An 11396-nucleotide genomic window follows, 5' to 3' on the forward strand; every position below is an offset into this window, starting at 1 on the left:
CGTGAACAAGCGGCGTCGTAACGTAAGACAGGACCCACCCTCCATGCGCCCCACCGTCCGCGGCATCCTCATAGCCCTCGCGCTCCCGCCGCTTCTGGCCGGCTGTTTCCCGGCGAGCGGCAGCGACACCGCCGCGGGAGGACCGAAGCGGCTGAGGGTCGCGCTCGCCGTTCCACCCGCCCAGGCTCTCTCGCCTTACAGCAACGACGCCACGGTGCTGAGCAAGCTGTCCGTCGCGGAGGGTCTGACCGCCTTGGACCGGCACGGCGCGGTACAGCCCGCCCTCGCGAGGTCCTGGACCCGGACCGGCGCCACCACCTGGACCTTCGACCTGCGCAAGGCGTCGTTCCATGACGGCACCGAGGTCACCGCCGAGGCCGTCGTCAACGCCCTCGGCCACGCGAGCGCCGCCGAGCCCAAACCGCGGGTGCTCAGCGACGTGACGCTGACCGCGAAGGCAGAGGACGCCGACACCGTCACCATCACCACGAAGAACCCGGACCCCATGATGCCGATGCGCCTGGCCAGCCCCGCCCTGGGCATCCTGTCGGCGAAGGCGTACGGCCAGGACGGCACCGTCAGCCCGGTCGGCACCGGCACCGGCGCGTTCGAGATCAAGAAGCTCGCCGGCAAGACCACGGCCTCCCTCGACCGTTTCGACGGCTACTGGGGCGGCAGGGCGAAAGCCCCCGGCATCGACGTGAGCTGGATCCCGGACGGCGTCGCCCGCGCCAACGCACTGCGCTCGGGCGACGTGGACATCGCCGAGTGGATCCCCACCTCCCAGGCCAAGCTGCTCGACGAGAAGACCCGGCACGAGGTCCCGTCCGTACGCACGGACAGTCTGATACTCAACACCGGCGACGGGATCTTCAGCGACGCCGGCCTGCGCGCCGCCGCCCGTGCCGCCGTGGACGGCTCCGCCCTCGTCGGCTCGGTCTTCGGCGGCTACGCCGACGCCGCTCAGGGCCTTTTCGGGCCCGCCGTCCCGTGGGCGGCCGCCCACCGTGCGGCGGTCGCCGGACGGGCGACGGCCGCGACCACCGGACAGGTGCAGGCCCAGACCAAGGACAAGACGGTGCGCCTGGCCACCTACACCAACCGCAGTGAGCTGCCGGAGGCGGCGACCGTCCTCCAGCAGCAGCTGGAGAAGGCCGGGTTCAAGGTGAAGCAGGACGTCCGGGAATACACCCAGATGGAGGCCGACCTCCTCGCCGGCCGATACGACGCGCTCGTCTTCTCCCGGGTCACGCTGCTCGACACCGGTGACGCGGTGGCCTACCTCGCCAGCGACTTCGCCTCCGGCGGCGCCTACAACATCGCCCGCCTCGAGGACGCCGCGGTCGACAAGGCCATCGCGGCCGCGGCCGAAGAAGGCGACATGGCGAAGCGCCAGCAGAAGATCATGGCGGCGGAGGCGGAGATCCTGCGCACGGACGCCGTCGTGCCGCTCGTCCACGAGAAGGTCGTCCAAGGCGTCGCCGACGGCGTCGAGGGAGTGCTGCTCGACCCGCGCGAGCGCTCCCTGATCGGCACCGGCACGCACATCGGCTAGATGGGCACCGGACCGGCGTGGCGGGCAGGGGCCGGTCGCCTGCTCGCCGGGGCCGCACTCCTGACGACCGTTGCGCTGCTGCCCTGGCTGTCCCGCATCGACCCGGCGCTGACCGTGCTGCGGGCCCGCTCCGGCGAGCAGGATCCGACGCCGGAGGCCCTGGCGGCCATACGGGAACGACTCGGCCTGGACGACGGACCCCTCGCCCTCCTCGGCCGCTGGCTCGGCGGGCTGCCGCGCGGCGACGCCGGGACCTCCTGGGTGTCGGGCGAGCCGGTGCTGCCCCAGGTGACGGCGGCGCTCGGGGTATCGCTCACGCTGCTGACGGGCGCGCTGGCGGTCACGCTGGCGACCGCCGCGGCGGTCTGCGCCCGCACGGTCTTCCTCGGCTCGCGGCGGAGGATGCGGTACGGCCGCGCGGGTGGCGGGGCCGCGCTGGTGGCCGCGCTGCCGAAATTCATGCTCGCTTCGATCCTGGTCACGGTAGGCGGGGTGTGGCTGCGCTGGTTCCCGTCCGGCGGCTGGGAGGAACCGGCCTCGATGGTGCTGCCGTCGCTCGCGCTGGGCCTGCCCAGCGGCGCGATGATCGGCGGGCTGCTCGACCAGGCGCTGCCCGCCGCCTTCCACGAACCGTGGGCCCGCACCTGGCACGTCGTCGGATTCCCGCCCGGCCACGTGGCACGGCACGCGGTGCGCCGCGCCCTGCCCGCGGTGCTGCCGCAGCTCCTGCCGACGCTGGTCGGGCTGGTCGGCGGCGCGGTGGCGGTGGAGAAGATCTTCAACATCCCCGGGCTCGGCCGGGTCGTCCTGGACGCGGCCGTGGCGCAGGACCTGCCCGTGCTGCAGACCGGCACGCTGGTGCTGATCATGCTCGGCACGGCCGCCGGCCTCCTCCTGGGGGCGCTGCGGCGGTCCCTGCTGGGGCCCGCGCTCCGGGACGGCGCGCTGCCCGCCCTTCACCGCCCGCCGCTTGCCGTGAAGAGGTCGCTGCGGTACGCCGCCGGGTTCTGCGCCGTCGCGCTCCTCCTCCTGGTCGCGGCCGGGCTGGCGAAAGACCCCCTGCACGTGGACACCGCGGCCCGGCTCCTCCCGCCGTCCGCCGAGCACCCGCTCGGGACGGATTCGCTCGGCCGGGACCTGCTGGCCAGGCTGGGGCACGGCGCTCTGCGCACGACCGCGGTGGCGGCCGTGGTGACCGTGGCCGGTGTGGCGGCCGGCCTGCTGCTGGGCATGCTGCCGCGGGTGAGCGCCGGGCTGACGGACGTGGCGTCGACATTGCCCGCCGTGCTGGCGGGGATGCTGGTGGCGGGCCTCGCCGGGCCGTCGGTCCTCGGCGCGGCGCTCGCGGTCTGCCTGGTCGGCTGGACCCCGTACGCCGCCCAGGTGTCGGCGCTGCTCGAACAGGAGCGGGCGAGCGAGCACATCGCCGCCTCGATCGGGCTGGGCGCCGGGCGGCTGCACCTGCTGCGCCGTCACCTGCTGCCGGCGCTCGGGCCCGCGCTCCTGCGCAACGCCCTGCTGCGGCTGCCCACCACGGTCCTCGTCCTGGCCTCACTGGGCTTCCTCGGTCTGGGCGAGCAGCCGCCCACGCCCGAGTGGGGGCGGCTGCTGTCCGAGAACCAGGCGTACGCCGAGCTGGCGCCATGGACCGTGTTGGGCCCCGCCGCCGCGCTCGCCCTGCTCGCGGTGCTGGCGGTCACGGGCGCCGCGCTGGGGCGAGAGGTCCGGGCCGGGCGGGGCGAGCGTGCGCTCGTTCGCGCGCGGCGGATCAGCTCGGCCTCGGCCGCCTGATCAACCGGCCTCCTCGGTGGTGGCGGGCCAGGCGTCGCCCCAGCCGGCGTCCCTGGCCTGACGGTAGACGTCGCCCTGGCGCTTGGAGACGATCACGTCGCGGACCCCGTCCTGCTCGGTGCACAGGCGCAGCGACACCACGCCCTTGCGTTTCTGCGGGTGGCGCAGCACCCGGGCGCCGGCCCGCGGCCACCGGCGGGACGTGGCGGCGACGTAGGAGAACTTCTCGTCCTCGAAGCTCAGCGTGCCCGCCTTGACCTGGCGGTGCAGAGAGCTCCTGGGCAGCCTGACGGAGAAGTGGCACCAGTCGCGTCCCTGCCGGATGGGGCAGCGGCCGTCGTGGGGGCAGGGGGCGACGATGGTCATGCCCTGCTCGGCCAGCGTCTCCCTGGCCGCGGCGACGGTGGCGTAGCCGGCGGGGGTGCCGGGCTCGATGATGACGACCATGGCGGCGCCGGAGGCGAGCCAGCGGACGACATGCGGGCGATCCGCCTCGGGGAGCTCGCCCAGCGCGTACGACATGGTCGCCAGATCGGCCGCCGGCCGGTCGAGGCCGGGCCGGATGGAGGCCTGCCGCCAGGTGGTGCCGCGCACGGCGGCGGCCTCCGAGGTGCGGGCCAGGCGCCGGCCCAGGTCGATGACGTGCGGGTCGTGTTCGATGACCGTGACCTGCCGCAGGCTCGGCCACGTCGCGCCGGCGGCCCAGATCGCCGCGCCGGTGCCGCCGCCGGCGTCCAGGTGCGTCGTCGGCTCGAAGCCCGGCGCCAGCGCGGCCGCCTGCCGCATGGCGGTCGCGGCGGCGGCGTAGGTGGCGGGCATGCGGTACGCGGCGTAGGCGGCGACGTCGGCCTCGCCCCGCAGATGGGCGACACCGGTGGCGGCGCCGGTGCGGTAGCGCTCGGTGAGCTGCGCGACCGACCGGGACAGCTCCTGCGGGGAGTAGCGGGCCAGGGCCTGGTCGAGGGCGGCTCTGAGGTCGTCGGGGAGCATGGCGGGTTTCACCTTCGTGGGGACGGGTCGGGGGGTCACAGGGATCGGGCCTCGGCGAGGGGACGCCAGGCGGTCGCGGCGATGGCGGCCATGACGGCGGCGGCGATCCAGTACGGCGCGGTGATCGTGAGCGTGTGCGCGATCAGCCCGCCGACCAGCGCCCCGAGGGCCGCCCCGCCGACGTCGAAGAGCGCGTTCACGCTCCCGACCCGGCCCAGCAGCCCGGCCGGCACGGCCCGCTGCCGCAGCGTCGCCGCGATGACGCCCCAGACCATGGCGTGGATCCCGAACACCACGAGCACCGCCGCGGCCGCCCACGGCGCGGTGACGGCGGCCAGCGCGGCATGGGTGCCGGCCTCGACGAGCAGCCCGGCGCGCAGCAGCGCCGTCGCCCCGAACCGCGCCTGGAGCCAGGCGGCGAGCCCGGTGCCCGCCAGCCCGCCCACGCCGAAGGTGGTGAGCAGCAGCCCGTAACCGACCTCGGACAGGCCGAGCCGCTCGCGGGCGTAGAGCACGAACACCGAGAACGCGGCGCCGAACATGACGTTCGCCAGGCCCATGCTGACCGTGAGGGTGCGCATGAGGCGGTGCCGCCACAGCCACCGCAGCCCGGCCGCGATCTCGGCCCGCAGCCCGCCGCCGTTCCCGTACGGCTGCGCGGGCACCGGCCGCACGGTCGCCACGATCGCGGCGGCCACGGCGAACGACACCGCGTCCACCCCGAAGGGCAGCGCCGCCGCGACCGCGAACAGCCCCGCGCCGACCGGCTTGGCCAGGAACTGGTTGACCACGGTGAACGTCGCCATCAGCCGGGCGTTGGCGGCGGCCAGCCGATCCTGCGGCACGACGGCGGGCAGGAGCGCCGCCGCGGCCGTGTCGGCCAGCGTCTCCCCGACGCCGAGCAGGAAGAACGCCAGGTAGACGACAGGGAGGGCGGCCATGCCAGCCGCCACGGCGCCGGCCAGGGCGGCGAGCACGAGAGCGCGCAGCAGGTTGACCGCGACGATGAGCCGCCGGCGGTCGAGCCGGTCTGCGTACGCGCCGCTGACCAGCGCGAACAACAGCCAGGGCAGTTGCTGGGCGAACACGGCGCCGGCCACGAGCGCCGGGTCGGAGGTGAGCGAGGCGACCAGCAGCGGCCCGGCCGCCAGGGTGATGCCGTCGCCGAGGTTGGAGACCGCGGAGGCGGTCCACAGCTTGGAGAAGTCCGCGCCGAGGCGCGCGGACGTGGGGGCACGCAAAAGAGCTCCTCGAACAAGGTGGGGAACGGTCGGTGACGCGAGCGACCGCTTCGGACGAGGAGCATCGCCCGCCGGCACAAGCCCGACGGCGACCGGCTAGGACGTGACGCGCCCTCGCCGTGAAGCGGCGGCGGTGACCTTGCCGAGACGCATATGAACCCCCATCTATAGCGCGATATCCACCCGGGGACATTATGAACCATGCCGGACGTGCGGGCACCGCTGGTCGGGGCCGCGCAGCAGCGCCTCGATCCCGCCGCCGGCCACGCTGCGCCGCCGGCGAACAACCCCGTCAGGGGTTCCGCCCCGGCGGTAGCGTCGTGCTCATGGTGATCGTCGGCGGCGTCGAGATCGCGTACGAGGAGGCCGGTCCGGCGGCCCCGGCGGGCACGGTGGTGCTGCTGCACGCCGGCGTGGCCGATCTGCGCATGTGGGAGCACCAGTTCCGGGCCCTGGCCGGGCGCTACCGCGTGATCCGCTACGACCGGCGCGGCTCCGGCCGGTCGGGCGACGCCGAGGGCGAGGTGTGCCATCACGAAGACCTGCTCGCCGTCATGGACGCTCTGGAGGTCGAGCGGGCCGCGCTGATCGGCTCGTCGATGGGCGGCGCGTACGCCGTCGAGGCGGCACTCGCCGCGCCCGCCCGCGTCTCGGCCCTGGCGCTGATCGGCTCGGGGCTGGCCGGTCACGCGTGGTCGGCCGACATGCTGCGGCAGGCCCGCGAACGCGTCCACAGCTCGGTGCCGGCCGACCGCCTGGCCCGCTACCGCGCGGGCGCGGCCGACCGGGTCGACCCCGGCGACGTGCGCGCGATGGCGGAGGCGCACACGCTGTGGCAGGTCGCCGGCCCCGGCCGCGGCCGCGACGCGCTGTCCGCCGAGGTGTGGGAGGCGGCGGTGGAGATGTGCCGCCTGGTGTTCGAGCGGGCGTGGACCGGACCCCGATCGTCCGAACGCCACCTGGCCCCGCCCGCCGCCGGCCGGCTCTACGAGGTCGCCGCGCCCACCCTCGTCATCAACGGCCTGTCGGACGTGCGCGGCATCCAGGAGGTGTCGGGCCTGCTGGCGGCGGGCATCCCCGGGGCCCGCCGCATCGACCTCCCCGAGACCGGCCACCTCCCGCCGCTGGAACGCCCGGCGGAGGTGACGGCGGCGCTGACGACGTTCCTCTCGGCCGTCGACCTGGCAAGCGCCGGCCCGGTTTCCTGAGCCTCGGCGGTCGACCTGGCAAGCGCCGGCCTGGTTTCCTGAGCCTCGGCCGCCGACGCTCTCGTGGCGTGCCCTATCGGCGGGCCGACAGGCCGGCGGCGTCGCCGAGCGATTCGAGGAGGTCGCGGAGGGTGCCGGCGAGGGCCTCGCGGCGCTCCGCGCTCAGCGCGGCCAGCACGCGGTGCTCGGTCGCGACGTGGTCAGGCAGAGCGCGCTCGATCAACGCGAACCCCTCATCGGTGAGCGTCACGTAGACGCCGCGCCCGTCCGACTCGCTCGGCGTGCGCCTCACCAGCCCGCGCTCCTCCAGCCGGTCGAGCCGCTGCGTGATCGCGCCCGAGGTGACCATGGACGCCCGCATGAGCTCGGCAGGCGTCAGCCGGTGCGGCGGGTCGCTGCGGCGCAGCGTGGCGAGCACGTCGAAAGACGACCGGTCGAGCCCGTGCGCGGCGAACGTACGCTGCAGCTCCGCGTCGATCAGCCGCGACAGCCGCGACAGCCGCCCGATGACGGCCATCGGGGAGACGTCCAGGTCAGGCCGCTGGGCTTCCCATTGCTTGAGCACGAAGTCGACGTGATCTGCCACGGCTCCACCCTAGCGATGTCTTAGCGGTGAGGTAAATCACTGGCCAAGTCGCTTAGTGCTGAGATACTTTGTCTTAGTGCTAAGTAATCGATGGGGAATCGTCCTGCTGACCGCCCTGACCCCTGCCATCTGGGGCACCACCTACTACGTCACCACCGAGTTCCTGCCGCCCGGCCGCCCGCTGCTCGCCGCGGTGATCCGGGCCCTGCCCGCCGGGATCCTGCTCGTGGCCATCACCCGCCGCCTGCCCCGGGGCGTCTGGTGGTGGCGTGCGCTGGTGCTCGGGGCGCTCAACATCGGCGTGTTCTTCGCGTTGCTGTTCGTGGGCGCGTACCGGCTGCCCGGAGGGGTGGCGGCGACCGTCGGCGCCATCCAGCCGCTGCTGGTCGCGTTGCTGTCGGCCGGGCTGCTGCACGAGCGGCTGACCCCGCGCACCATGGTCGCCGCCGTGGCCGGCGTGGCCGGGGTCGGGCTGCTCGTGCTGCGGGCCGACGCGCGGCTGGACGTCCTCGGGGTCGCCGCCGCATTGGGCGGCGCGGCCGTCATGGCCGTCGGCGTCGTGCTGAGCAAGCGCTGGCAGTCGCCCGCGCCGCTGCTGGCCACCACCGGCTGGCAACTCGTGGCCGGCGGCCTGCTGCTGCTCCCCGTGGCGCTCGCCGTCGAAGGGCCGCCGCCGGACACGCTGACCGTCGCCAACCTCGCCGGGTACGCCTACCTCACGATCATCGGGGCGGCCCTCGCGTACGCGCTGTGGTTCCGGGGGCTGCGGGAGCTGTCGGCCACCAAGGTCACCTTCCTGGGCCTGCTCAGCCCCGTGGTGGCCACCGCGCTCGGCTGGGCGGTGCTCGGCCAGCGGCTCACCACGGCCCAGGTGCTCGGCGCCGCCATCGTGCTGGGCGCCCTCGTGGCCGCCCAGATCCAGCCCACCCGCACCCGGCCGCCCACGCCGGCTGCGGCGCCCCGCGTACTGGCCGGAAAGCAATCCTGACTTCTAATCCGACGGTCGCAGGTTCGAATCCTGCAGGGCGCACTTTGATCATGGGTCTGACCTGTGGGAACGGTCCATCGGATTCGGTCTGGAGCAAAGTTCTAGGGCGATCGTGCCTGCACACCATGATCCATTCACCGTCCGTGAACTCTGCGGAAAGAGCAGCGGCCCCGCAGCCGCCGGAGAAGGCGGCGATCGCGGGGCCGGATGCTTAATCCGACTGTCAGGCTCTCAGGGAGAGGAGTTTTCCGGGCTGTGTCCGGTCTTCGTCGTCGAGGAGCAGGGCGGCGGTCTTCTCGGCCGCCGCGGTGGCCACTTGCGCGTAGACCGAGGTGTAGGTGTCGGTGGTGAATGCTGGAGGTGTGTCCCAGCGTTTCCTGCACCACCTTCATCTCCACCCCGGCCGCGAGCGATGCGGCGCCATGGCGCAGGTCGTGCAGGCGGATCGGTGGCAGGCCGGCCCGGTAGGCGAGCCAGAGGAACTGGTCAGAGACGTGCTGGGGGTGAAGTCGGTCGCCGTCGGGCTGGGTGAAGACGAATCCGCTGTCCTTCCATGCCGACCCTGCGGCGAGGCGCTCCTGACGTTGCCGCTGCCGGTGCGCGCGCAATACCTGAACGGTTTCGGCGTCCAGGGCGATGGTGCGTACGGACGCCTCTGTCTTCGGGGTGCCTTCGTGTACCTGCCACGCCAGCTGTACCAGCTGCCAGTTGACCGTGAGGGCTTGGCCGTCCAGGCGACCTCCTTCCAACGCAGCCCGCAGGCTTCGCCGCGGCGGAGCCCGCGCAGGGCGATGAGCCGATACAGGGCGAACAGCCGGTGGCGTTGGGCTTCTTCGAGGAACAGGCGGGTCTGGGCGGGCGTCCAGAGCATCACCGGGGAGGGGCGCGGCACGCTGGTGTAGGCGTCGATTGGGTCGACCCGACGCCCGCTCCGGCGCTGTTTCTCGGTGCGCCGATACTCGCGGAAGTCGGCCTGCCACGTGTGGACTCGATCCTCGGTCCACACCAGGGGCTTGGGTCGGGTCTTGGGTGGCATCTCCAGTATGGCGGCGGGGTTGAAGCCGATCAGCCGGTCCTGCCGCATGGCCATGTTGAGGGCGTGCCGCAGGGTGGCGCGGATGTTGTGCATGGTGGTGATGCTGATCGGGCGCCGGTATTTGACGCTGGCTCGCACTGCGGGGTCGGGGCTGGCGCGGCGTTCGGCGATGGTGTCGTTGAACTCCTCGATCTGCTCGAACATCAGCGCGATGTCGCTGACCTTGAGCTGATCCAGGCGAAGTTGCCCTAGATAGGGGGTGAGCTAGAGGCGGATGTGGCCTTCGTAGGAGCGGCGGGTGGTCTCCTCGATCTTCCGCTTGCGCGTGAGGAACTCCTCCAACCAGGCGGCTACGGTGAGGTCTTGCCGAGTCTTGATTTTGCGGCGGACGGTCTCCGCCTCGGGTAGCACTCCGGTCTCGGTCAGGGTGCGCTTGATCAGATCGGCGATCTGGGTGCGGGTGGCGGGCTCACGCGGATCGGTCAGCGCCAGCAGCTCACGGACCCGGGCGAGTTCCGCTTCGGCCTCGTCTTGGCTGGCGAAGCCGCCGCGGCGGAGCGGGCCGCGGCGTGTGCCGTCGGGGCGGGGCGGGAGTTCGATCTGGTAGTCCAGATGCCGTGCCGGTAGCTCCACCCGCCGCCGGGGCGGCGCAGCTTGGGACATTTCTGCCCCAGCGCCTTGCCGTCGTCTCCGCGGCAGGAGCAGCGTTTGAACGTGCTGCCATCAGCCATCGCGTGTCCCGACCTTCCTCTCATCAGTGGTGCCGGTGTGGTCGGTATGGCCGAGGAAGGCGAGCAGGGCGGCGGCGGGCACCAGGTACTTCTTGCCGATCCGCAGGATCCGGCAGGGGAACCGGCCCCATCGACGGGGTCACACAGAAGGGACGAGTCCCTCGATACCAGTGGGTCAGGCGCGAGCACAGATCACCGATGCCGACCGGGACTTGGTCGACCGCATGCTGACCCGCAAGCTGGAGGCCGCATGAGCAGCCGCCACGCCACAGCGGGCGTCGAAGGCTGGCTTGTCGGCGACGGCGACCCGTTCGTCAGCCCTGACCGGTTGACCCGGCGGTAGACATCGACGCTGTGTCCCGTTATGGCGCCGACCGATGGAACCTGTCGGTCCTGAACGCCAGCTGCCACGGCAGCGTGGTGATGGTCAAATGGGACGACTACACCGACCTGGTGATGTGTTCCTCGATTCGCCGGACGGGCTGGTGCATGATCAACATGCCCACCCCTGAAGAGCTCCTGGACCGCAAGGCGACCAGCCGGGCCCTCTGGCGTTCCGCCGAAACGATCCGCACGCACATGGGCTATTTGCGTGACTTCGTGAACTGGTCGACGGGAAACGGGATCAAAGGCTCGCACAGGTCACCACCGGCGACCTCGAAGCCTACGCCGCCAGTGTCGGCATCAAGGGCAGCCGAGAAGTCACCAAGATTTTCTACTCCATCAGTCTGCTCTGGGGTTATGGGCCGCATCTGCTGGCGCAGGATCGCATCCCCATGCCTCCCTGGGAAGCGGGAGATCACAGTGATTACCTGCCCGAAGCTGACGCCATGGGCACAACCGCACCTATTCATCCGGCGGTGATGTCTCCGCCGCTGATCTGGGCGCTCCGGTTCGTGGAGGACTTCGCCGAGGACATCATCGCTGGGTGGCGGGTCACGTCCACGGACGTGGTGTATGAATCGATCTTCGCGTGATCCTGTTTCTGCAGGTTAAGCGGTAAGTGTCTGCGGGAGCGGTTGCTGGATCGGTGTGTCGCTGGCGACGAGCTGGACGCGGGCTTTGGCCAGGATGTCCAGGCCCATGTAGCGGCGGGCTTCGACCCACTCGTCGGTCTGTTCGGCCAGCACCGCTCCGACCAGCCGGATGATCGCGGCCCGGTCGGGGAAGATGCCGACCACGTCGGTGCGGCGGCGGATTTCCTTGTTCAGCCGTTCCTGCGGGTTATTGGACCAGATCTGCGGCCAGATCTCGCGCGGGAAGCCGGCGA

General features: G+C 72.4%; 12 protein-coding genes. 6 read left to right on the forward strand and 6 right to left on the reverse strand.

Going from position 1 to position 11396, the window contains the following annotated elements; genetic code table 11:
* Positions 1–43: 43 nt before the first annotated feature.
* On the forward strand, positions 44–1555 hold the full coding sequence (locus ID574_RS56930) for an ABC transporter substrate-binding protein (protein ID WP_188197429.1): 1512 nt from the start codon (positions 44–46) through the stop codon (positions 1553–1555).
* Complete coding sequence (locus ID574_RS56935) at positions 1556–3346, forward strand: ABC transporter permease subunit (RefSeq protein ID WP_188197430.1); 1791 nt, start codon at positions 1556–1558, stop codon at positions 3344–3346.
* On the opposite strand, the gene ID574_RS56940 is transcribed toward ID574_RS56935, so the two are convergent.
* On the reverse strand, positions 3347–4336 hold the full coding sequence (locus tag ID574_RS56940) for a small ribosomal subunit Rsm22 family protein (RefSeq protein WP_188197431.1): 990 nt from the start codon (positions 4334–4336) through the stop codon (positions 3347–3349).
* A gap of 35 nt (positions 4337–4371) precedes the next feature.
* Positions 4372–5577, reverse strand: a complete 1206-nt coding sequence (locus ID574_RS56945; RefSeq protein ID WP_188197432.1) for an MFS transporter — start codon at positions 5575–5577, stop codon at positions 4372–4374.
* Positions 5578–5903: 326 nt separating this feature from the next.
* Between ID574_RS56945 and ID574_RS56950 the strand changes: the two genes are divergently transcribed.
* Positions 5904–6785, forward strand: a complete 882-nt coding sequence (locus ID574_RS56950; protein WP_188197433.1) for an alpha/beta fold hydrolase — start codon at positions 5904–5906, stop codon at positions 6783–6785.
* Positions 6786–6858: 73 nt separating this feature from the next.
* Here the strand turns inward: ID574_RS56950 and ID574_RS56955 are convergent, their stop codons facing one another.
* On the reverse strand, positions 6859–7371 hold the full coding sequence (locus tag ID574_RS56955; protein ID WP_188197434.1) for a MarR family winged helix-turn-helix transcriptional regulator: 513 nt from the start codon (positions 7369–7371) through the stop codon (positions 6859–6861).
* Positions 7372–7447: 76 nt separating this feature from the next.
* On the opposite strand from ID574_RS56955, the gene ID574_RS56960 reads away from it, so the two are divergent.
* A complete protein-coding gene (locus ID574_RS56960; RefSeq protein WP_188197435.1) occupies positions 7448–8359 on the forward strand; it encodes an EamA family transporter in 912 nt (303 codons plus the stop codon).
* A 134-nt stretch (positions 8360–8493) separates the two neighbouring features.
* Here the strand turns inward: ID574_RS56960 and ID574_RS62625 are convergent, their stop codons facing one another.
* Positions 8494–9363 carry a tyrosine-type recombinase/integrase gene (locus ID574_RS62625; protein ID WP_336245674.1) on the reverse strand — a complete coding sequence of 290 codons (870 nt, stop codon included), beginning with the start codon at positions 9361–9363 and terminating at the stop codon, positions 8494–8496.
* Positions 9364–9486: 123 nt separating this feature from the next.
* Here ID574_RS62625 and ID574_RS62630 point away from each other — a divergent pair, with 123 nt between their 5' ends.
* Positions 9487–9627, forward strand: a complete 141-nt coding sequence (locus ID574_RS62630) for a hypothetical protein (RefSeq protein WP_336245675.1) — start codon at positions 9487–9489, stop codon at positions 9625–9627.
* A 32-nt stretch (positions 9628–9659) separates the two neighbouring features.
* Here ID574_RS62630 and ID574_RS62635 read toward each other — a convergent pair whose 3' ends face one another.
* Complete coding sequence (locus tag ID574_RS62635; protein ID WP_336245676.1) at positions 9660–10058, reverse strand: hypothetical protein; 399 nt, start codon at positions 10056–10058, stop codon at positions 9660–9662.
* Between the two features lie 844 nt (positions 10059–10902).
* Between ID574_RS62635 and ID574_RS56970 the strand changes: the two genes are divergently transcribed.
* The gene (locus ID574_RS56970; protein WP_188197436.1) at positions 10903–11103 is read left to right on the forward strand and encodes a hypothetical protein; all 201 of its coding nucleotides are present in this window, start codon (positions 10903–10905) and stop codon (positions 11101–11103) included.
* A gap of 15 nt (positions 11104–11118) precedes the next feature.
* Here ID574_RS56970 and ID574_RS56975 read toward each other — a convergent pair.
* A partial coding sequence (locus tag ID574_RS56975) for a transposase (protein ID WP_188197437.1) occupies positions 11119–11396 on the reverse strand: 278 nt, incomplete at its 5' end.

It is taken from the genome of Nonomuraea sp. SYSU D8015 (genome assembly GCF_008065375.1).
GTDB lineage: Bacteria > Actinomycetota > Actinomycetes > Streptosporangiales > Streptosporangiaceae > Nonomuraea.